This is a genomic window from Nevskia sp., assembly GCF_021732705.1.
Lineage (GTDB): Bacteria > Pseudomonadota > Gammaproteobacteria > Nevskiales > Nevskiaceae > Nevskia.
Genome location: NZ_JAKFUM010000002.1, coordinates 70,519 through 90,014, shown reverse-complemented (window position 1 = coordinate 90,014; position 19,496 = coordinate 70,519). Strand labels below are relative to the sequence as shown.

The 19,496-nt window shown below is 65.5% G+C and carries 20 protein-coding genes, 1 tRNA gene and 1 pseudogene; 16 read left to right on the top strand and 6 right to left on the bottom strand.

Annotation, left to right across the window (positions count from 1 at the left end):
• Positions 1–42 precede the first annotated feature (42 nt).
• Positions 43–693: a 4'-phosphopantetheinyl transferase gene (locus QZ951_RS00805; protein ID WP_292997527.1), complete on the top strand. Its 651-nt coding sequence runs from the start codon at positions 43–45 to the stop codon at positions 691–693.
• Positions 694–720: 27 nt separating this feature from the next.
• Here the strand turns inward: QZ951_RS00805 and QZ951_RS00800 are convergent, their stop codons facing one another.
• The 3 genes from QZ951_RS00800 to QZ951_RS00790 all read right to left on the bottom strand — a co-directional run bounded on the left by QZ951_RS00800 (position 721) and on the right by QZ951_RS00790 (position 3,119).
• Complete coding sequence (locus QZ951_RS00800; RefSeq protein WP_292997525.1) at positions 721–1,554, bottom strand: hypothetical protein; 834 nt, start codon at positions 1,552–1,554, stop codon at positions 721–723.
• A complete protein-coding gene (locus QZ951_RS00795; protein WP_292997523.1) occupies positions 1,551–2,315 on the bottom strand; it encodes an alpha/beta hydrolase in 765 nt (254 codons plus the stop codon). Before QZ951_RS00795 ends, QZ951_RS00800 begins: the two co-directional genes overlap by 4 nt.
• Positions 2,316–2,606: 291 nt before the next feature.
• Positions 2,607–3,119, bottom strand: coding sequence for a DUF4399 domain-containing protein (locus tag QZ951_RS00790; RefSeq protein WP_292997521.1), 513 nt, complete (start codon positions 3,117–3,119; stop codon positions 2,607–2,609).
• A gap of 317 nt (positions 3,120–3,436) precedes the next feature.
• Between QZ951_RS00790 and QZ951_RS00785 the strand changes: the two genes are divergently transcribed.
• Both QZ951_RS00785 and QZ951_RS00780 read left to right on the top strand, forming a co-directional pair.
• Positions 3,437–4,819 (top strand): DEAD/DEAH box helicase, encoded by a 1,383-nt coding sequence (locus QZ951_RS00785; protein WP_292997519.1) that lies wholly within the window; start codon positions 3,437–3,439, stop codon positions 4,817–4,819.
• A gap of 64 nt (positions 4,820–4,883) precedes the next feature.
• The gene (locus QZ951_RS00780) at positions 4,884–5,165 is read left to right on the top strand and encodes an RNA-binding protein (RefSeq protein ID WP_022977859.1); all 282 of its coding nucleotides are present in this window, start codon (positions 4,884–4,886) and stop codon (positions 5,163–5,165) included.
• A 129-nt stretch (positions 5,166–5,294) separates the two neighbouring features.
• Here QZ951_RS00780 and QZ951_RS00775 read toward each other — a convergent pair whose 3' ends face one another.
• The 3 genes from QZ951_RS00775 to QZ951_RS00765 all read right to left on the bottom strand — a co-directional run bounded on the left by QZ951_RS00775 (position 5,295) and on the right by QZ951_RS00765 (position 7,040).
• Positions 5,295–5,576: a DUF2007 domain-containing protein gene (locus QZ951_RS00775; RefSeq protein ID WP_292997511.1), complete on the bottom strand. Its 282-nt coding sequence runs from the start codon at positions 5,574–5,576 to the stop codon at positions 5,295–5,297.
• Positions 5,577–5,583: 7 nt separating this feature from the next.
• Entirely contained in the window at positions 5,584–6,243 is a 660-nt protein-coding gene (rpiA, locus tag QZ951_RS00770; protein WP_292997509.1) for a ribose-5-phosphate isomerase RpiA, read from the bottom strand.
• Positions 6,244–6,332: 89 nt separating this feature from the next.
• A complete protein-coding gene (locus tag QZ951_RS00765) occupies positions 6,333–7,040 on the bottom strand; it encodes a YggS family pyridoxal phosphate-dependent enzyme (RefSeq protein WP_292997507.1) in 708 nt (235 codons plus the stop codon).
• 98 nt (positions 7,041–7,138) lie between these two features.
• On the opposite strand from QZ951_RS00765, the gene QZ951_RS00760 reads away from it, so the two are divergent.
• The 13 genes and pseudogenes from QZ951_RS00760 to QZ951_RS00700 all read left to right on the top strand — a co-directional run bounded on the left by QZ951_RS00760 (position 7,139) and on the right by QZ951_RS00700 (position 19,496).
• Positions 7,139–8,179 carry a type IV pilus twitching motility protein PilT gene (locus QZ951_RS00760; RefSeq protein ID WP_366943763.1) on the top strand — a complete coding sequence of 347 codons (1,041 nt, stop codon included), beginning with the start codon at positions 7,139–7,141 and terminating at the stop codon, positions 8,177–8,179.
• 90 nt (positions 8,180–8,269) lie between these two features.
• Positions 8,270–9,439 carry a PilT/PilU family type 4a pilus ATPase gene (locus tag QZ951_RS00755; protein ID WP_292997503.1) on the top strand — a complete coding sequence of 390 codons (1,170 nt, stop codon included), beginning with the start codon at positions 8,270–8,272 and terminating at the stop codon, positions 9,437–9,439.
• Between the two features lie 16 nt (positions 9,440–9,455).
• On the top strand, positions 9,456–10,517 hold the full coding sequence (locus QZ951_RS00750; RefSeq protein WP_292997501.1) for a PilT/PilU family type 4a pilus ATPase: 1,062 nt from the start codon (positions 9,456–9,458) through the stop codon (positions 10,515–10,517).
• Positions 10,518–10,571: 54 nt separating this feature from the next.
• Positions 10,572–10,847 (top strand): hypothetical protein, encoded by a 276-nt coding sequence (locus QZ951_RS00745; protein ID WP_292997499.1) that lies wholly within the window; start codon positions 10,572–10,574, stop codon positions 10,845–10,847.
• A gap of 241 nt (positions 10,848–11,088) precedes the next feature.
• Positions 11,089–11,523 carry a 50S ribosomal protein L13 gene (gene rplM, locus QZ951_RS00740; RefSeq protein ID WP_292997497.1) on the top strand — a complete coding sequence of 145 codons (435 nt, stop codon included), beginning with the start codon at positions 11,089–11,091 and terminating at the stop codon, positions 11,521–11,523.
• 2 nt (positions 11,524–11,525) lie between these two features.
• On the top strand, positions 11,526–11,933 hold the full coding sequence (rpsI, locus tag QZ951_RS00735; protein WP_292997495.1) for a 30S ribosomal protein S9: 408 nt from the start codon (positions 11,526–11,528) through the stop codon (positions 11,931–11,933).
• A 58-nt stretch (positions 11,934–11,991) separates the two neighbouring features.
• Positions 11,992–12,065, top strand: a tRNA-Gln gene (locus QZ951_RS00730).
• 635 nt (positions 12,066–12,700) lie between these two features.
• A pseudogene (locus QZ951_RS00725) lies at positions 12,701–12,907 on the top strand (transposase); the annotation flags it as partial.
• A 239-nt stretch (positions 12,908–13,146) separates the two neighbouring features.
• The gene (locus QZ951_RS00720) at positions 13,147–14,694 is read left to right on the top strand and encodes a ShlB/FhaC/HecB family hemolysin secretion/activation protein (protein ID WP_292997493.1); all 1,548 of its coding nucleotides are present in this window, start codon (positions 13,147–13,149) and stop codon (positions 14,692–14,694) included.
• Between the two features lie 11 nt (positions 14,695–14,705).
• Positions 14,706–16,502, top strand: coding sequence for a DUF2341 domain-containing protein (locus tag QZ951_RS00715; protein ID WP_292997491.1), 1,797 nt, complete (start codon positions 14,706–14,708; stop codon positions 16,500–16,502).
• Positions 16,499–16,903 (top strand): biopolymer transporter ExbD, encoded by a 405-nt coding sequence (locus QZ951_RS00710; protein WP_292997489.1) that lies wholly within the window; start codon positions 16,499–16,501, stop codon positions 16,901–16,903. The genes QZ951_RS00715 and QZ951_RS00710 overlap by 4 nt, the downstream gene beginning before the upstream one ends.
• A gap of 2 nt (positions 16,904–16,905) precedes the next feature.
• Complete coding sequence (locus QZ951_RS00705) at positions 16,906–17,616, top strand: energy transducer TonB (protein ID WP_292997487.1); 711 nt, start codon at positions 16,906–16,908, stop codon at positions 17,614–17,616.
• A 53-nt stretch (positions 17,617–17,669) separates the two neighbouring features.
• On the top strand, positions 17,670–19,496 hold the full coding sequence (locus QZ951_RS00700) for a putative porin (protein WP_292997485.1): 1,827 nt from the start codon (positions 17,670–17,672) through the stop codon (positions 19,494–19,496).

Sequence of the window (19,496 nt, the reverse complement as noted above, 5' to 3'; positions counted from 1 at the left end):
ATGCCCGGTGCGCGTTGCGGCGGATTTGTCGATGATGCGGTCATGAGCCTGCAGACGCTTCCCTGGTTGCCCCACAGCCGCTGCGTGCTGGCCCAGCCGATGCCGGACGATGCCCCGCTGGCCGCGGACGAGGCGGCCGTGGTGGCGGCCGTGGCCCCGCGTCGGCGCCGGCACTTTGCTGCGGGCCGGGCCTGCGCCCATGCAGCGCTGCAGGCGCTGGGCCGCCCGGTACCCGCGCTGCGGCGAGCGCCCGGCGGGGGTGTCGAATGGCCGGCCGACGTTGTCGGCAGCGTGGCCCACTGCGAAGGCGCGGCACTGGCCGTTGTCGCGGCGACGGTTCACTGGCAGGCGCTCGGCATCGACATCGAGCCGGACGTGCCGTTGCCGGACGACGTTGCCGGCTATGCCTTGTCCGAGGCCGAGCGCCGTGCGCTGGCCGCGCTGCCGGGCGGGCTCGCGCACTGGGCGCTGCCCGCGTTCGGCGCGAAGGAATGCGTCCACAAGTGCGTGCATCCGCTGCGCGAGATTTTTCTGGAGTTCGATGAAGTGGCCATCGGTTTCGATCCTGACGGCACCACGTTCACCGCAACCGCATTGAGCGACCAGGCCCGCCGCGCGTTCGCTGGCCTGCACTGGCACGGCCACTGGCAGCGCCGGAATGGCTTCGTGCTGACCTTGCTGGCCGGCCGCTGAGCCGGCGTCGTGATTCGCGCCGCGCAGCTAGTGCGGCTGCCCGGGAACGCGGATGACCCAGCTGACCAGCACGTCGATCATCGCTTCGCGCGACGCGCGGCGAATGAAGCGGTGATCGGCCTCCGGAATGTGACGCAAGGTCATGCGGCGGTAGCCGCGCAGCAACGGAAATGCCTCGATCAGCTGCCCCGGATAGTTGTATTCGTTCTCGACATCGCCGGTGTAGATGTACAGCAGCGACATCTCGCGGCGCATGAATTCGACCAGATCCAGCTGCATGCGCGCGGCCGTCGGCAGATCGTAATAGTGGATCTCGTTCAGCAGCGCGTCGTGCAGCGCATCGCCGGATTGCCGGGTCAGGCCGATCTGCGGACGCAGCTCGGCATTGGCGCGGCGGGCGCTGTCGGCCAGGCGGTCCATTGTCCGGTTGATCCAGTAGCGCGGCGTGCGATGGGTGTAGCCGTCGATGAACGCGGCGCCGACCACGCGCGGATCGCCGCGCGCGGCCTGATGGGCATCGTGCGCACCACTGTGGATGCCGAGCACGATGTAGCCGCTCGACAGGTTTCGGGCGTCCAGCGCGTCCATCGCCGCGCGCAGGTCCGGCGCGAACGGATCGCCGAGGCGACCCGGAATCGGCTCGCTGTCGCCGAGACCGGCATTGTCGATCCGCAACGACACGACGCCGGCGGCGGCCAGCGCGCGCGCCAGTTCGACGTGCATGCGGCTGGGGCCGGCGCGGTGGCTGACGCCGGTATTCGGGATCAGCACCGCCGGGCGCAGCGGATCGGCGACGTCCGGCTGGCTCAGGATGCCGAACAGCGAACCGCTTTCGCCAAACGAGATTGCCCGCTCGTTCATGGCAGGCCGTCGGCGAGACGCTCGGCGACGATCCGGATCGAAGGCCCCGGAATCCACGGCGAGTGGATGCGCTCGACATCGCTCCAGTGGCCGGCGTCCGGCAGCCGGATCGACTCGACACTGTCCGGCGGCGTGCGATCGCGGCTGACGAAGATCACCCGGCCCGGCAGTTCCTTGCGCAGGCCGGGCAGGCGGCCGATGTCCGCGGCGAGGCCTTCCGGCCATTCGTGACCGAGCAGTTCGTCGCGCGCCGGTGGTGGCAGCTGCGAGCGGCGCCGGCGCTGCTGGCTGACCTTCTCGTTCAGTGCCTCGTCCATCTGCTGCAGATTGCGGACGAAGACTTCGCCGCTCGGCGGCGAATCCCACAGCGCGATGGCCGATGCCGCGACCGCGCCGGTGGCGATCGCTTCCTGCGCCAGCAGTGCGCCGAAGCGCAGGCCCAGCAGGCAGATGCTGTCGCAGCCGGTGCTGGTGCGCAGCTCGGCGGCCGCCAGCGTGATGTCCGCAGTCCAGGTATCGACCCGGGCGCTGCGGCCATCGCCGCCGGAATCGCCGGTGCCGGAGTAGTCGAAGCGCAGTACCGGGAAGCCGCTGTGGCTCAAGGCCTGTGCGAGCTGGCGAAGACCCCGATAGCTGCGCAGGTATTCGGTGCCCCAGCTCGTGCACAGCACGATGCCGGTGCGGCGCACGGCACCCGCCGGCCGATGCAGCATGCCGAACAACGGCTGCGCCATCGGGCCGAAGTAGAGCGGTGCATTCACGGCGCGCGGTCGACGCCCGTCCGGGCGGGCACCGGCGCTGTGCAACGGCAGGGAACCGGGCCGCAGCAACGCGCCCGGACGAGGTCGATGGTCCGGATCACGCGCTGGAGGATGTCACGGCAACGGTCGGCATTCACCGGATTATGAGGGCGCTTTTCTGCCCTTGTCGCGCCATTCGATGAACGGCTTTCGTGCTGCGACAGCGGCCCGGACGCGAGCCGCCGGGCTGTATCAACAAGGCGACGAACGGTCCGTCGCCGCCTTGTTTTCGTTGCCGAATGCGACCTCTGGCTACTTCACGATGACCGTGATCTTGTCCGACGCGAGCGGCGGATTGAACGGCACGTGCAGATAGTTCGCGAACGCGAGCTGCAGCGTGTGCGGCCCCGGGGTCAGGGTCAGCGTGGTTTCGGTCTGGCCCTTGCCGAAATGGATGTAGTGCTCGTTCGCCGGCACCGGTGCGTCCGGCGGCGACAGTTCGGCGTCGATGATCAGGTGATGATGGCCAGTGCCGGGCTTTTCGTCGCCGGCCGGGGCGATCTCGATGCCTTCGATGCCGAACTTCACCACCAGCGGGCTGCTCACCTCGGCGCCATCCTTCAGGTCGACGAAGAACACCTTGGCACCGGCCGGTGCCTCGGGCGACGGTGTTGCCGGTGCGGCGGCCGCCGGCTCGGCCGGTGTTGCAGCAGGTTCGGCGGCAGGTGCGGCGGCGGGTTCTTCCTTCTTGGCACAGCCGGCGGCGAGCACGGCAGCGGACAGCAGCAGCGTCGGGAACAGCGACAGCAGCGGTTTTCTCGTCATGGGGGTGATTCCAATGTGGGCGGGGTTGCCGACATCAGCATACCGGCTGACCGCGCCGCATCGCGTGCGCGCTCAGGGCAAGGGGACGAGTGATCGCGTATACTCAGCGGCGTTTGACGAGGCGCTCCGGTTGCGCCCCTGCTTGATGACCCCTTCGGATTCGCGGCCACGCTGGCCTGCCGGGTCCCCGTTGTCCTCCAGTAGCAGACCTTCGGCGTGCCAGCCTGGTGCGTTCGAACTCTCTCAGTCCACTGCCTGAACCGGTTCTGTGTGCGGCGATCCGTGCGCGGTGTGGCGGCTTCAGGAGTTATCAAAGAATGCTGTTTGCTGATCTGGGGCTTTGCCCCGAATTGCTGCGTGCCCTCGCTGATGAAGGCTACACGCAGCCCACCCCGATTCAGGCGCAGGCCATTCCGGTCGTGCTGTCGGGGCGCGATCTGCTCGGTGCGGCGCAGACCGGTACCGGCAAGACCGCCGCATTCACCTTGCCGATCCTGCAGCAGCTGCAGTCGGTACCGCCGCCGGCCGGACCGCGCCTGCTGCCGCGCGTGCTGGTGCTGGTGCCGACGCGCGAGCTCGCCGCGCAGGTCGGTGAGTCGGTGCGCACCTATGGCCGCCACCTGCCGGCGCTGAAGACCGCCATCATCTTCGGCGGCGTCGGGATCAATCCGCAGATCGACCAGCTGCGTCGCGGCGTCGACCTGATCGTCGCCACGCCGGGTCGCCTGCTCGACCATCTGCAGCAGCGCACCGTCAACCTGTCCGGCATCCAGATGCTGGTGCTCGATGAAGCCGACCGCATGCTCGACATGGGCTTCATCCGCGACATCCGTCGGGTCATCCAGGCGCTGCCGTCGAAGCGCCAGAACCTGCTGTTCTCGGCAACCTTCAATCCGGACATCCGCGCGCTGGCCGAAGGCCTGCTGCACGACCCGGCGAGTGTCGACGTGGCCCCGCGCAACACCGCGGCGCAGACCGTCGCCCAGCGCGTGCACCCGGTCGACAAGAGCCGCAAGACCGCGCTGATCGCGCATCTGGTCAAGCAGGGCGACTGGAAGCAGGTGTTGATCTTCACCCGCACCAAGCACGGCGCCAATCGGCTGGCCGAGCAGCTGGTGCGCGAGGGCATCCTGGCCGACGCGATTCACGGCAACAAGTCGCAGAATGCCCGCACCCGCGCGCTGGCCGATTTCAAGGCCGGCAAGATTCGCGTGCTGGTGGCCACCGACATCGCTGCCCGCGGCATCGACATCGACCAGCTGCCGCACGTCATCAATCACGAGCTGCCGAACGTGCCGGAGGACTACGTCCACCGCATCGGCCGCACCGGTCGCGCCGGTGCCGAAGGCGAGGCGATCAGCCTCGTGTCGAGCGAAGAGCGGCAGGAGCTGAAGGACATCCAGCGCCTGTTGAAGCGGGACATTCCGTCGTCGACCGTGCCGGGCTTCGAGCCGGGCTCGCAGCCGAGCGCGGAAGAGCGGGCGGCCGCGGCAGCGCGTCCGCCGATGCCGCCGGAGCGCGATCGCCCGCGCGCGCCGGGTGGCCGTGGTCATGCCCCGAGCGGTGGCAACCGTCGCCCGGGTGGCGGTGGTGCCGGCGCCGGCAATGGCAATGCCCGCCATGCCCGTCCGGCATCGCGGGATGGTGGCGCGGCCCGTCCGGCCGGCCGCAGCAACAGCAGCAGCCAGCGTCCTCGCTGACGCGGTTTCCAGGGAGCGGCGCTCGCGCCGTTCGTCAACGATTTATCGAAGAAGGAGTATTTGGATGAAGCGTATCTACGCAGGCAACCTGCCGACCGACACCACCGAGAAGGAACTGACCGAGCTGTTCTCGACGCATGGTCGCGTCCGCTCGATCAAGCTGGCGCATGACGTGTTCTCGGGCAAGTGCCGCGGCTTCGGTTTCATCGAGATGGAAGGTCACGAAGCACGTGCCGCCATCGCCGGCCTGAATGGCAAGGAGCTGCGCGGCAACCTGCTGCGCGTCAACGAAGAGCGCCCGAAGGACGACAAGAAGGGCGGCCGCCCGGGCGGTCCGCGTCGCTGATCGGCCAATGATCGGCCACTAAACGGCCACTGATCGGCAACCGAAGCGCGGAAGTCCGGCGCTTCAATCAGCCGCCTCGCCCGCATCGCCGGACGAGGCGGCTTTTTTGTGGGCGCCCGGTCCCCGAGGTCAGTCGTCGACGGTGGGCCCCGGATCGAAATCCTCGTCCAGCGCGTAGTCGCCACTGTCGAGCGCGGCGATGATCTCGGCGGCCAGATCGGCATCTCGGGCCGCGACCTGCACCCGGACGCCGCCGACCGCGATCGCCAGCAACTGATGCGTCTGCACCAGATTCTGGTCGGCGAGGAACGTGGTCACGCCCTCGGCCTGCAGCCGACCCTGCAGCAGTTGCGCATCGACCGGGTCATTGAACCGGGCAACGGTCACCCAGGCATCCGGATCGTCCTGCATCGCTGGCTCAGGCGGTCAGTTCGCGCACGCCGTTCGGACCGCCGAGCAGCAGCACGTCGGCCCCGCGGTGCGCGAACAGGCCGACGCTGATGACGCCTGCCAGCATCCCGATCGCGGTTTCGAGGCTGCGCGGATCGGTGATCGACAGGCCGGCCACGTCGAGGATCAGCCCGCCGTTGTCGCTGACGAAGCCTTCGCGCAGCTTCGGCTGGCCGCCGAGCTTGACCAGCTCCCGCGCGACATAGCTGCGCGCCATCGGAATCACCTCGACCGGCAGCGGGAACGTGCCGAGCACCGGCACCAGCTTCGATTCGTCGGCGATGCAGATGAACTGCCGCGAGGCCGCCGCCACGATCTTTTCGCGGGTCAGTGCGCCGCCACCGCCCTTGATCAGGCGCAGGTGCGGGTCCGATTCGTCGGCGCCGTCGACATAGATCGACAGTTCGCCCGCGTCGTTCAGCTCGACCACCGGAATGCCGACCTTCTTCAGGCGTTCGGTGCTGGCGTTCGACGACGACACGGCGCCGGCGATGTCATCGCGATGCGCGGCCAGCGCGTCGATGAAGAAGTTGACGGTCGAGCCGGTGCCGACGCCGATCACTTCGCCGGGAACGAGGTACTTGAGCGCCGCTTCGGCAGCGGCTTGCTTGGCTTGATTCTGGTCCATGGAGCAGGGAAGTTCAGGTGGGAAACCACGGCGGCAGTGTGGCTGAGGCTTGCGCGCGGCGCATGCTTTTTCCGCGAGACGCGCGTCGGTCAGCCGCGGCGGCTGCCGAAGATCGCCGAGCCGACGCGAATCAGGGTGGCACCTTCCTCGATCGCTACTTCGAAGTCGTCGGACATGCCCATCGACAGGGTGTCGAAGCTGGCGCCGTCGACGACAGCTTCCGCGATCAGCCGTTCGCGCAGGTGCCGCATCGCGCGGAACGCCGGGCGCGACGCCTCCGGATCATCGACCGGGGCCGGAATGCACATCAGCCCGCGCAGGTGCAGGTTCGGCAGGGCGCGGATCGCCGTGCACAGCGCGGCGACCTCCGCCACCGGCACGCCGGCCTTGCTGTCCTCGCTGGAGATGTTGACCTGCACGCAGACGTTCAGCGGCGGCTGGTCGTCCCCGCGCAGGCTCGACAGGCGCTCGGCGATCTTCAGGCGATCGACGCCGTGTGCCCACGCGAACGCGCCGGCCAGTGCACGGCACTTGTTGCCCTGGATCGGCCCGATGAAATGCCAGTCCAGCCGTGTCGCGGCCAGCGTTTCGGCCAGACCGATCTTGTCGATCGCCTCCTGCATGTAGCTTTCGCCGAACGACCGCTGGCCGCAGTCGGCAGCCTGCGCGACGGTGTCGGCGTCGAAGGTCTTGCTGACGGCGATCAGTTCGACGTCAGCCGGCGCGCGACTTGCACGGGCACAGGCCGCGGCCATTCGTCGGCGAATCTCCGTCAGCCGGTCACAAAGCTCGGTCATGGTGGTTGCTGTAGGGTGTCATTGCCGATAATTTGCCAGCAATGACCGCCACTTGGGCGCGTTCTGCCAGTTGAAACCGGGATCGGGGGAAATCGCTTTTGGATATCGCGCAGCTGTTGACGTTCAGTGTGAAGCAGGGCGCTTCCGACCTGCACCTGTCCGCCGGCGTGGAGCCGATGATCCGGGTCGATGGCGACATCAAGCGCATCAACCTGCCGCCGATGGAGCACAAGCAGGTTCATGCGATGTTGTACGACATCATGAACGACAAGCAGCGCAAGGCTTACGACGAGTTTCTCGAAACCGACTTCTCGTTCGAGATTCCCGGCCTCGCGCGCTTCCGCGTCAACGCCTTCACCCATGCCCGTGGCGCCGGCGGCGTGTTCCGCACCATTCCGTCAAAGATTCTGTCGCTGGAAGACCTGAAGTGCCCGCCGATCTTCCGCGAAATCGCGGAAACGCCGCGCGGCCTGGTACTGGTGACCGGCCCGACCGGCTCCGGCAAGTCGACCACGTTGGCCGCGATCATCAATCACATCAACGAGAACGATTACGGGCACATCCTCACCGTCGAGGACCCGATCGAGTTCGTGCATCAGTCGAAGAAGTGCCTGATCAACCAGCGCGAAGTGCATCGCGACACGCTGGGTTTCAATGAAGCGCTGCGCTCGGCCCTGCGTGAAGACCCGGATGTGATCCTCGTCGGCGAAATGCGCGATCTGGAAACGATCCGGCTGGCGCTCACCGCTGCCGAAACCGGCCATCTGGTGTTCGGCACGCTGCACACGACCAGTGCCGCGAAGACCATCGACCGCGTGGTCGACGTGTTCCCCGCCGCGGAGAAGGACATGGTTCGCGCGATGCTGTCGACCGGCTTGCGCGCGGTCATCGCCCAGACGCTGCTGAAGCGCAACGGTGGTGGCCGGGTTGCGGCGCACGAGATCCTGATCGGCAATCCGGCGGTGCGCTCGCTGATCAAGGAAAACAAGATCGCGCAGATGTACTCGGCGATCCAGACCGGTTCCAAGGACGGCATGCAGACGCTCGATCAATGCCTGAAAGAGCTGGTCAAGAAGGGTGTGGTCAGCAGTGCCGAAGCGCGCGCCAAGGCTGAGAACAAGCTGGACTTCGCGTCGTAACGGCGCTGCGCAAAAGCGCGTTGCGAACACGGTTCGCAGCGGTTGTTTCATGCCCGGACGGGCATTCATTGAACTGATTCGGGATCGATCATGGAACGCGACGAAGCAATCAAGCTGATCCAGCACCTGCTGGTGCAGATGCGGCAACGCGGCGCGTCCGACCTGTTCCTGACCGCAGGCTTTCCGCCGGCGATCAAGCTCGATGGCCAGATGACGCCGGTCACCGACAAGCCGCTGACCGCGCAGAACTCCGCCCTGCTGATGCGGGCGCTGATGAGCGATCGCCAGATCAAGGAGTTCGAAGCGACCAACGAGTGCAACTTCGCGATCAACCCGCCGAGCATCGGCCGCTTCCGCGTCAGCGCGTTCGTGCAGATGGGGCAGGTTGGCGGCGTGCTGCGCACCATCACCACCGAGATTCCGACGCTGGAACAGCTGGCGCTGCCGGCGCGCCTCGCCGACGTGGTGATGGCCAAGCGCGGGCTGATCCTGATGGTGGGCGCCACCGGCTCGGGCAAGAGCACGTCGCTGGCGGCAATGCTCGGCCATCGCAATGCCAATTCGCGCGGCCACATCATCACCATCGAGGACCCGGTCGAATACGTCCACCCGCATCTCGGCTGCATGGTCACGCAGCGCGAAGTCGGCGCCGACACGCTGAGTTGGGAAAACGCGCTGAAGAACACGCTGCGTCAGGCGCCGGACGTGATCCAGATCGGCGAAATCCGCACGCGAGAAACGATGGAGTACGCGATCAACTTCGCGGAAACCGGGCATCTGGTGCTGTCGACGCTTCACGCCAACAGCGCCAACCAGGCGCTCGATCGCGTCATCAACTTCTTCCCGGAGGACAAGCGCGAGCAGGTGCTGATGGACCTGAGCCTGAACCTGCGCGCGGTGATCTCGCAGCGCCTGATCCGGCGCGAGGGCGGCGGTCGCGTGCCGGCGGTGGAGATCATGCTGAATTCGCCGCTGATCGCGGACCTGATCTTCAAGGGCGAGGTCATCGGCATCAAGGAAGTGATGGCGCGCTCGGGCGAGCAGGGCATGGTCACGTTCGACCAGTACCTGTTCCAGCTGTTCGAGGCCGGCGCGATCAGCTACGAGGAAGCGATTCGCAATGCCGACTCGCAGAACGAGCTGCGCCTCAAGGTCAAGCTGGAGTCGCGCCGCATGCGCGAGAACCTGCTCGACGATCCGGCGGTGAAGCGCCTGCAGATGAAGCCGGAAACCGAGCGCGAACAGCTCGTCCGCCGCTGATCGAACGCCCGGAACCATGCAGAAGATCATTCCGTACCTGAAGCTCGCGGTCGAACGCAGCGCTTCCGACATCTACTTCAGCGCCGGTGCGCCGGCCATGCTGCGGATCGAAGGCGAGATGCTCGGCGTTGGCCGCACGCCGCTGACCGGCGAGTTTATCCGCGAGCTGGCCGAGTCGATCCTGACGCCGGATCAGCACGAACAGCTGCGCGTGCAGCACGAGCTGGATGTGGCCACCGAAGCGGGCGGCTTGGGTCGCTTCCGCGTCAATGTCTTCACCCAGCGCGGCTCGATCGCAATGGTGCTGCGCTATGTGCGCGCCACGATCCCGAAACTGGCCGAGCTGAACATGCCGGAGACCCTGCGCGAGCTGGTGATGCAGAAGCGCGGCCTGATCCTGATGGTCGGCGCCACCGGTTCCGGCAAGTCGACCACCTTGGCGGCGATGGTCGATCACCGCAACGAGCACTCGGCCGGCCACATCCTGACCATCGAGGACCCGATCGAGTACGTGCATGGCAACAAGCTGTCGATCGTCAACCAGCGCGAAGTCGGCGTCGATACCCTGAGCTATGACCGCGCGCTGCAGTCGAGCCTGCGTGAAGCGCCGGACGTGATCCAGATCGGCGAGGTGCGCAAGCGCGAAACGATGGACGCCTGCCTGCAGCTGGCCAACACCGGCCATCTCGCGATCTCGACCCTGCACGCGAACAACGCCTATCAGGCGTTGCAGCGCATCGTGAACCTGTATCCGGACAGCCTGCGGCCGCAGCTGTATCTCGATCTCAGCCTGACGCTGCGGGCGATCATCTCGCAGCGCCTGGTGCGCAAGAAGGATGGCCGGCGCGTGGCGGCAGTCGAAGTGCTGATCAACACGCCGTACATCCAGGACCTGATCCTCGGCCAGCGCATCGAGGAGATTCGCGATGCGATGAACCAGTCGTCCGACCGCGGCATGCAGACCTTCGACCAGTCGCTGTTCAAGCTGTACAAGGATGGTCAGATCGAGCTTGAAGAGGCGCTGGCGAACGCTGACTCCAGAACCAATCTCGAAGCGAAGATCAACTTCGGCCACTGACCGGAGTCTTCGAGTTCGCCAACTCGTTCGTATGCCCTGAATGGAGGACGGGCGATGTCGGAATCCCGCGGTGCGGCGATCATCCTGTTGGCGCTCGTCCTGCTCTTCATCGTGGTTGCGGGCTCACGATCTGCCGGCAGTCGCCGCAACCTCGGCCCGAAGGCCAGCGCAGGCCAACGCAGTCGTTCCGACGCGATCATCGACGACGCCGGCAGTCACATCGGCAACGGTGACGCCGCTGAGGCCAGCGGTGGCGATGACAGCAGCGGTGGCGGTGGCGACAGTGGCGGCGGTGGCGGGGATGACGGCGGCGGTGGTGGCGGTGACTGATGGCCCATCCGCTCGATGTGGTGTCCCGAAACTGTCGAATTGAACGCCGCAATGCCCGGAATCCGGCGGAATGCCGGCTCAAATTGCCGGACGGCTCCGCAAACCCCGTTTTTTGGTTGCGCGGCGCCGGCTCGCACACTACAATCCGCGCCTCTTTGTACCCGACGTCGCCTGCAGGGCATCGCAGCGACCGAACAATAACCACCTCCAGACGCAAGCCTGCGAGGCATCTGAGCCGAAAATGAGCACTTATTTCGCAACGAATGAAAATGCGAAGCGTGATTGGACCCTGATCGACGCCGAAGGCGTTGTTCTTGGCCGTCTCGCCTCGGAAGTCGCGCGTCGCCTGCGCGGCAAGCACAAGCCGGAATTCACGCCGCACATCGATACCGGTGACTACGTCATCGTGATCAATGCCGACAAGATCCGCGCCACCGGCAACAAGGCCGAAGGCAAGATCTACTGGCGCCACACCGAATACCCGGGCGGCATCAAGTTCACCACGCTTGGCAAGATGATGGCCGAGCACCCGGAACGCGTCATCGAGAAGGCGATCAAGGGCATGCTGCCCAAGGGCCCGCTGGGCTACGCGCAGTACCGCAAGCTGAAGGTCTACGCCGGTGCCGAGCACCCGCACACCGCCCAGCAGCCGACCACCTTCACGATCAAGGGTTAATCATGGCCACGCTCAAGCAGCCCGCTGACCAGCATTACGGCACCGGCCGTCGCAAGACCGCCTCGGCCCGCGTCTTCATCCGCCCGGGCAAGGGCGACATCACGATCAACGGCAAGACCGTCGAGAACTACTTCGGCCGCGAAACCTCGCGCATGCTGGTTCGCCAGCCGCTGGAAGTTTCCGACTGCGTCGGCCGTTTCGACATCAAGGTGACGGTCGCCGGTGGCGGCCCGAACGGTCAGGCCGGCGCCATCCGCCACGGCCTCACCCGCGCGCTCATCAAGTATGATGAAGCGCTGCGTCCGGGCCTCCGTGCCGCCGGTCTCGTGACCCGCGATGCGCGCGAAGTCGAGCGCAAGAAGGTCGGCCTGCACGGCGCCCGTCGCGCTCCGCAGTACTCGAAGCGTTAATCGATGTGTCTGGCGATGCCATCACCGGCGTCGCCAGCATCGAGGGCTTCAAGCTTTTTGGGAGATCGTCTAATGGCAGGACAACAGATTCTGACTCTGTTTATCTAGGTTCGAGTCCTAGTCTCCCAGCCAAACAAAGTGGTAGTAAATTCAGGGGCTTACATGAAGATGTAGGCCCCTTTGTTTTTGTCCGGCCGTTTTTTGGTGCAATCCTGGTGCAAATTGAACCGGTTGCCGCCAGTGCCTGCTGCCAAAAAACTTCCGTCAGGGATCGAGTATCGAGGCCCGGCCCAGTACCTGTTGCTGCCGACCGAAAGTTGACCAGCCGTACCGATTGAAAATTGATCAGGGCTGGAAGCCGAGGGCGGTAGCCCTCGGTGCTTTTGGATTGTAGGTTCTGATCATCTGATGGGTCTGCTCATGTGAGCGTGTCGGCTTCCTCCCGGGTCTTATCCTGTTTGCGTACCTCAACCGCAGACGAACCGATCAATGGGGCGAGGGAGTGACCTGTTTCGCCCCGGGGAAGGAAAAATTTCGCGTGTCGGCGGCGTCCGAAGTGTCCGGCTGAGATGACCTGTTTACTCGGGAAGTACGAAAAACCGAACCGATTCGCGCGAGCCCTGCCGTTTAGGCGGAGCCATGACTTCGTTGCGGCATGCGGCGGATCTGCTCTGTCGCGGCTCACCGATGGTCGACCCGACTTCCCCCGAAATTGAGTAGCAGTGGCTGTTAGCGTCCGATCATGAAGTCGGAAATCGGACGTGAAGATGCGGCTCAGCAAAGCACAGATCATCGGGTCTCTGAGGGAAGTCGATGCCGGGGTTGCGGTGAAGGATCTTTGCCGGAGACATGGATTCTCGGAAGCGAGCTACTACCTGTGACGCCGCAAGTTCGGCGGCATGGACGTCAGTGACTCGCGGCGGGTGAAGGCGCTAGAGGTGGAAAAAAGCCGGCTGAAGCGGCTGTTGGCAGATTCCCGACCACCCCGTAATCCCGCAATCGAGATGTCATGAGGATGTCATTGCCGATTCTTAAGGTGCGCGTGAAAACGACGATGCGCGCGCCTGTTCCGTTGACAGGGGTGACGTGAGGTTCGTCATCAACTGCCAGGGCCATGAATCGATCGAAAACCAGGCGCCACGCGGCGACAGTGGCGGCGTGCCTGAGCCTTGTGGCCGGGGTTTTGTGCCCGCTTGCGTTAGCTGCGGAACCATTGCGGGATGCGGGTGGTGCCGACCGACCCGCGGCACCGTCGTCGGCACCCCGGCTGGACCTGTGGGCGATCGATGTCGAGGGCGATTCGCTGCTCGGCGAAGTCGAGCTGTATTCGATTCTGCAGGCCTACCTCGGGCCGAACCGCACGCTCGATGATGTGGACCGCGCCCGTGACGCGCTCGAGGCCCGCTATCGCAGCCTCGGCTACAAGACGGTGTCGGTCACCATTCCGCGGCAGACGGCAAAGGACGGCATCGTCCGGCTGCAGGTGGTCGAAGGGCGAGTCGAGCGGCTGACGGTCGTCGGCTCGCGCTATCACTCGCTGGAGCAGATCAAGCTCGAGGCGCCGTCGCTGGCCGAAGGTCAGGTCCCGGATTTCGACGAAGTGCAGAAGGATATCGTCGCGCTCAATCGCAGCGACGATCGCAAGGTCACGCCGAGCATCCGTGCCGGCAGCACGCCGGGCACGGTTGCGGTGGATCTGGCGGTGACCGATTCACTCCCGATCAAGGCCTCGGTCGAGGTCAACAACCGGCGAAGCCAGAACACGACTGACCTGCGCGTGTTGGGCTCGGTTTCCTATAACAACCTCTTCCAGATCGGCCACAGCCTGTCGGTTTCTTACCAGACCGCGCCGCGGAATCCGGCAGACGCGAAGGTGCTATTCGTGTCCTATCTGGCTCCGCTTGGGCGCAGCCCATTCAGCTTGCTGCTGAATGGCATCAAGTCGAACAGCAATGTCTCGACCGTCGGCGGTGCTGCCGTGCTCGGCCGAGGCGAGATTGTCGGTCTGCGCCTGCTGGCGACGTTGCCGGGCGGTGACAGCTACTTTCCGTCGGCCAGCATCGGCTTCGACTACAAGCACTTCCGCAGCTCGATTGCGCTAGACGGCAATTCGCTGAACACGCCGATTACCTACGTGCCGATCATCGCCGGTTTCAACTTCGTGGCCCCCGGCGGCAACGGCGTGACGCAGGGCAGCTTCACGTTCAGCGCGGCATCGCCGCAGATCGGCAGCACGACGCGGGATTTCGATGACAGCCGCTTCCTAGCGCGTGGCCAACAGCTGACGTTCAAGCAGTCGATCTCGCGCACGCAGTCGCTCCCGTACCGCTTCACTGCCGACGTGCGCCTGAGCAGCCAGTTGACCGACCAGCCGCTGATCTCGAATGAGCAGTACAGCGTCGGCGGCGCCGACAGCGTGCGCGGCTATCTGGAATCTGAAGCGCTGGCCGACTACGGCTTCAGCGGCAGCGCCGAACTGCGCTATGCCCCGCTGGCCGATGGCTTCGAGTTCGCCGAAGGGTTCTCGCCGCTAAGCAATTTGCGCGTCTATGGATTTGTGGACGGAGCGTCCTTGCGCGTGCGCGACGCGCTGCCGGATCAGCAGTCGCGCTTCGACCTCTTGAGCAGCGGCGCCGGCTTCAGTTTCACGCTGTTTTCGCATCTTGACGGCAATCTCGACTACGCCGTGCCGCTGCTCGATGGACCGTCGCAGCGCAAGGGCGACGGCCGCCTGCTGTTCCGTGTTTCCAGTTCTTATTGATGGATTGATCGATGGCCCATTCGACATTCGCTGCCCGTGTTCTCCGCTCGCTGTCACAGGGCCTGCCGCTACTGGCAGTGGCCCTGCTGATCGCACCGATCACAGCGCAGGCCTGGTGGGACGAGGCATGGACTGCGCGCAAGGAAATCACGATCGACACCAGCGCCACTGGGGCCGCGCTGCAGGGTCCGGTCGACGAATTCCCGGTCCTGGTGAGGCTGCACGAAGGCGTGCTCGACTTCGCGCAGGCCGCGCAAGATGGCAGCGATCTGCGCTTCGTCGCCGAAGATGACAAGACTCCGCTGAAGTTCCATGTCGAAAAGTTCGACTCGGTTTTCAATCTGGGCTTCGTCTGGGTGCAGGTACCGAAGCTTGCGCCGGGGCAGATCCAAAAAATCTGGATGTACTACGGCAATGCCAGCGCGCCGAAGGGCTCGGAGCCGCAGAAGACCTTTGATTCCAGCCAGATTCTCGACTGGCACTTCGCCGAAAGCGGCACGCCTGCGCAGGACGCCACGGTTTACGCCAACAATGCGACGGCTCCGATCGGCTCGGTCGACAGCGGCCTGATCGGTTCCAGCGCGAAGTTCGACGGCGCCATCGGTTTGGCGCTGCCTGATTCTGCGTCCCTAGCGGTGGCCGCCGGCGAGTCGCGCACTTGGTCGCTGTGGATCAAGCCGGCCAGTGCGGCCAACGAAGTGGTGCTGCTGCGTCAGGGCGATGCGGTGACTGCGCTGGCGATTGGTTTGGCCAACGGTGCGCCGTTCGTCGAATTGACGAGAAATGGCGCCCGACAGCGCAGCGCGCCGCTGGCGCCGCTGGATCTCGCCAATTACCACCATGTCGCGGTCGTTGCGACGGCGCAGGCGGTGACCCTGTACATCGATGGTGCTGCGAGCGGCACGGTGCCTGCAGCACTGCCGGCACTGTCGGCGACCGCCTCGCTGGGCGCTGCGGCAGCGCAGGGCGGGGCAGCGTACAGCGGCGAGATTGACGAACTCGCCATTGCCAAGGTTGCGCGTGGCCCGGATTACATCGCGCTGCTGGCGCTGAACCAGGGTACCGGCGACAAGCTGGTCAGCTTCGGTGCCGATGAAGCCGGCGGCGGTGGCGGCAGTCATTTCGCGGTGATCGTGCAGTCGGTGACCATCGATGCCTGGGTCGTGATCGGCCTATGCGCGCTGATGGCGATCTACTCCTGGTACGTGATGTGGTCCAAAGGCCAACAGCTTGGCCGTGTGACGCGCGGCAACGCCGTGTTCCTAGACCTGTTCCGCAAGAGCGCCGGCGATTTCGAAGGCTTGCGCACCCGGCTTGCGAATGGCGAAGGCAAGCGCGCCCAGGATGCGCCGCTGACGGCACTGTTCGCCGTCGGCCTTGAAGAAGTGCAGCAGCGCATCGATGCGGCGGCGCGCCGTGGTGAAGCGAAGCCGGTGCTGTCCGATCAGGCCATCGCCGCGATCCGCGCGACGCTCGAAGCGCAGCTCAATCGCGAGTCGCAGTCGCTGAACAAGCTGATCGTGATGCTGACCATCGCCATCTCCGGCGGCCCGTTTCTCGGCCTGCTCGGCACCGTGGTCGGCGTGATGATCACGTTCGCGTCGATCGCTGCCGCCGGCGACGTCAACGTCAACGCCATCGCCCCGGGTATCTCGGCCGCGCTGCTGGCCACCGTCGCCGGTCTCGCTGTCGCGATCCCGGCGCTGTTTGGCTACAACTACCTGCTCACCCGGATCAAGGACGCGACCAATGAAATGGCCGTGTTCCTCGATGCGTACGTCACCCGCATCGCCGAGACCTACTCATGAAGGCACAGGGCGACGCGAAGCCATACGACGACATCAACATCACGCCGATGCTGGACCTGTCGTACGTGCTGCTGGTGATCTTCATCATCATGACCACGGCTGCCGTGCAGGGCATCAAGGTCAACCTCCCGAAGGCAGCTGACGCGCCGAGTCTGGCAAAGCCGAAGACGGTGGCGATCACCATCGCCAGCGACGGCAAGATTTTCATGGACGCCATTCCAGTATCGCTTGACGAACTGTCGACGCGGTTGCAGCAGAAGAAAGCCCAGAACCCGGATCTGCCGGTCGTGGTGCGCGGCGATGGCGAAACCCAGTACCGCAACGTGATCGACGTGCTGGCGCTGCTGCAGCGGCTCGACATCACGCAGCTCGGCCTCGTCACCCAGAAGCTGGTGCAGTAGCGATGCGCGACGACGCCCCGCACCGTGGCCACGACGACAGCGACGACACGAGCGGCCGAGGCCGCTGGCGTCAGCGGTTGGCGATCGGCGGGGCAGCCGTGCTCGCGCTCGTTGCGTTCGTCTATCTGGTCAGCGGTGACAGCAAGCCCAAGCGCAAGAAGGCGCCGGAGCCGGTTGCAATCAAGTTGCTTCCGCCGCCACCACCCCCGCCACCCCCGCCGCCGACGCCGCCCGTTGAGACACCGAAGCTCAAGCAGGAAGTGGTGCAGGTGGCGCCGCTGGAAAGGGTCGAGCCCAAGGCATCCGCACCGGAACCGCCGGGGCCTGCGGCGCTCGACGCGCAGGGCGAAGGCCCGGCCGATGGTTTCGGCCTTGCCGGCAAGCCCGGCGGTGCCGCGTTCGGCGGCGGTGGTGACGGCACCGGCAGCGGTGGTGGCGGTAGCAAGTTCGGCACCTATGCCGCCCTGATCCAGAGCCACATCCAGCAGCAGTTGCAGAAGAAGAAATCGCTGCAGAGCGCCCGTTATCGCCTTGGCGTGCAGATCTGGCTGAAGGCCGACGGCGAGCCTGAGCGGGTCGAGCTGATCGGCTCGACCGGCAGCAGCGATACCGACCGCAACTTGCGCGATGCGCTGCTGAAGATGGCTCGCGTGCCGCAGACCCCGCCGAGCGACCTGCCGCAGCCCGTCGTGCTGCAGGTCAGCTCGTCCTGAATTCGCTGAACGCCTTGAATCCGATGAACCCGAACCCTGCCGGAGTGGTCACCATGTCTTCCCGACTGCGCACGCCGCGCCTGTCCACGATCGCCGCGCTGCTGTTCCTGTCGGCTGGCCGCGCCGTGGCAGCCGAAGCCCCGGTCGACGAGGCCGTGGCCGCGCGCAAGCCATCGACGCCGCTGGCCGTGGTGCCGGTGACCGATGCAACGCCGCCGGCCGTGGCTCAGGCGCAGGACGATGTCACCCGCGAACTGATCGACATCCTCGCCGCCAAGGGACTGCTGAACGAAACGGAAGCCACGCGCCTCGTCGGCAAGCTGCGCGAGCAGGCGGCGAAACGTGTTGCGGCCAAGTCGGTTCCCGCGGCGGGTTCGGCTGTGGCCGCCAGCGCCGAGGAGATCGCCGCCGCAGCCGCTGCCGCAGCACCAGGCGGAGCGGATGCGCCGAAGAGGGGCACGGTGCGCGTCGTCTACCTGCCGGAAGCCGAAAAGCAGCGCATCCGCGAAGAGATCAAGGCCGAAGTGCTGGAAACTGCCAAGGCCGAGAACTGGGCACAGCCAAACACGCTGCCGGCGTGGACCCGCCGCATCACCATTGGCGGCGACCTTCGGCTGCGGTTCGAGCGCGATCTGTTCGATTCGAACAACAGCCCGTTCTTCATCGACTTCAACACGCTCAATGCCGGTAACGCGTATGACGTCAGCCAGAACAACGTCAACCTGCCGCCGCTGCTGAACACACAGCGTGACCGGGCCGTGCCGCGCTTCCGCGCGCGGCTCGACATCAAGGCTGCGGTCAATGACGATCTCGATGCGGTTTTCCGGCTGGCCTCCGGCAACGCGCGCAATCCGGTATCGACGAACCAGACACTCGGAACCACGTTCAACCGGACGACACTGACGCTGGATACTGCGTACATCGAATGGCGCGCACTGCCCGGACTGAACCTGCGCGGCGGACGCGGTCCCAACCCATGGCTGTCCACCGATCTGGTCTGGGACGAAGACCTCAACTTCGATGGCATTACCGCTCGTTACGACTACCGACTTGGTGCAGTGACGCCGTTCATCACGGTGGGCGCGTACTCGGTGCAGAACACCGATCTCGATTTCCCGTCGGCGCAAGCGCAGAAGGTGGCCAGCCGCGACAAGTATCTGTACGGCGCGCAACTCGGCAGCCGGATCGACTTCAGCGATTCCAGCAAGGCCGAATTTGGAGTGGCGTATTACTACTTCGACAAGCTCAATGGCGAGCTGTCGTCACCATGTCTGGCGCTGACCGATCTGGACGCCTGCGACAGCGACCTGACGCGCCCCGGCTTCAGTCAAGGCGGCAACACGCAGTTCGCGTTGCGCAACCTGCTGGTCGATCCCGCCAATCCTGACGGTCCGCAATTCCAGTACTTCGGGCTGGCCTCGTCATTCCGCGAGCTGGCGTTCACCACGCGCTTCGACGCCGTCTATGGCGGCGGCATCCACAGCGTGCTGTCCGGTGAGTACGTCTACAACCTCGGCTACCGGCAGGGCCGCGTGGCAGCACTCTCGCCGGTCAACAACTTCGATGACAACGGGGTCTACAGCGGCGGACGCGCGGCCTATGGCGTGAATCTGCTCGTCGGCTATCCGGATGCGAGCGAGCTTGGCCAATGGAGCATCAGCGGCAGCTATCGCCGACTGGAAAGCGACGCCGTGGTGGATGCCTTCACCGACTCGGATTTCCGCCTGGGTGGCACCAATGCCAAGGGCTACACCATTGGCGGCCGTCTGGGTGTCGGTCACAACATCTGGCTGCAGACGCGCTGGCTCAGCGCCACCGAAGTCACCGGTGCGCCGCTGGCCATCGACGTGTTGCAGCTCGACTTTGAAGCGAGGTTCTGA

What these genes read in the sequence shown, in the direction of transcription:
- QZ951_RS00805 (WP_292997527.1), top strand. Translation starts at nt 43, where the DNA reads ATGAGCCTGCAGACGCTTCCCTGGTTGCCCCACAGCCGCTGCGTGCTG.
- QZ951_RS00800 (WP_292997525.1), bottom strand. Translation starts at nt 1,554, where the DNA reads ATGAACGAGCGGGCAATCTCGTTTGGCGAAAGCGGTTCGCTGTTCGGC.
- QZ951_RS00790 (WP_292997521.1), bottom strand. Translation starts at nt 3,119, where the DNA reads ATGACGAGAAAACCGCTGCTGTCGCTGTTCCCGACGCTGCTGCTGTCC.
- QZ951_RS00785 (WP_292997519.1), top strand. Translation starts at nt 3,437, where the DNA reads ATGCTGTTTGCTGATCTGGGGCTTTGCCCCGAATTGCTGCGTGCCCTC.
- QZ951_RS00780 (WP_022977859.1), top strand. Translation starts at nt 4,884, where the DNA reads ATGAAGCGTATCTACGCAGGCAACCTGCCGACCGACACCACCGAGAAG.
- QZ951_RS00775 (WP_292997511.1), bottom strand. Translation starts at nt 5,576, where the DNA reads ATGCAGGACGATCCGGATGCCTGGGTGACCGTTGCCCGGTTCAATGAC.
- rpiA (WP_292997509.1), bottom strand. Translation starts at nt 6,243, where the DNA reads ATGGACCAGAATCAAGCCAAGCAAGCCGCTGCCGAAGCGGCGCTCAAG.
- QZ951_RS00765 (WP_292997507.1), bottom strand. Translation starts at nt 7,040, where the DNA reads ATGACCGAGCTTTGTGACCGGCTGACGGAGATTCGCCGACGAATGGCC.
- QZ951_RS00755 (WP_292997503.1), top strand. Translation starts at nt 8,270, where the DNA reads ATGGAACGCGACGAAGCAATCAAGCTGATCCAGCACCTGCTGGTGCAG.
- QZ951_RS00750 (WP_292997501.1), top strand. Translation starts at nt 9,456, where the DNA reads ATGCAGAAGATCATTCCGTACCTGAAGCTCGCGGTCGAACGCAGCGCT.
- QZ951_RS00745 (WP_292997499.1), top strand. Translation starts at nt 10,572, where the DNA reads ATGTCGGAATCCCGCGGTGCGGCGATCATCCTGTTGGCGCTCGTCCTG.
- rplM (WP_292997497.1), top strand. Translation starts at nt 11,089, where the DNA reads ATGAGCACTTATTTCGCAACGAATGAAAATGCGAAGCGTGATTGGACC.
- rpsI (WP_292997495.1), top strand. Translation starts at nt 11,526, where the DNA reads ATGGCCACGCTCAAGCAGCCCGCTGACCAGCATTACGGCACCGGCCGT.
- QZ951_RS00715 (WP_292997491.1), top strand. Translation starts at nt 14,706, where the DNA reads ATGGCCCATTCGACATTCGCTGCCCGTGTTCTCCGCTCGCTGTCACAG.
- QZ951_RS00710 (WP_292997489.1), top strand. Translation starts at nt 16,499, where the DNA reads ATGAAGGCACAGGGCGACGCGAAGCCATACGACGACATCAACATCACG.
- QZ951_RS00705 (WP_292997487.1), top strand. Translation starts at nt 16,906, where the DNA reads ATGCGCGACGACGCCCCGCACCGTGGCCACGACGACAGCGACGACACG.
- QZ951_RS00700 (WP_292997485.1), top strand. Translation starts at nt 17,670, where the DNA reads ATGTCTTCCCGACTGCGCACGCCGCGCCTGTCCACGATCGCCGCGCTG.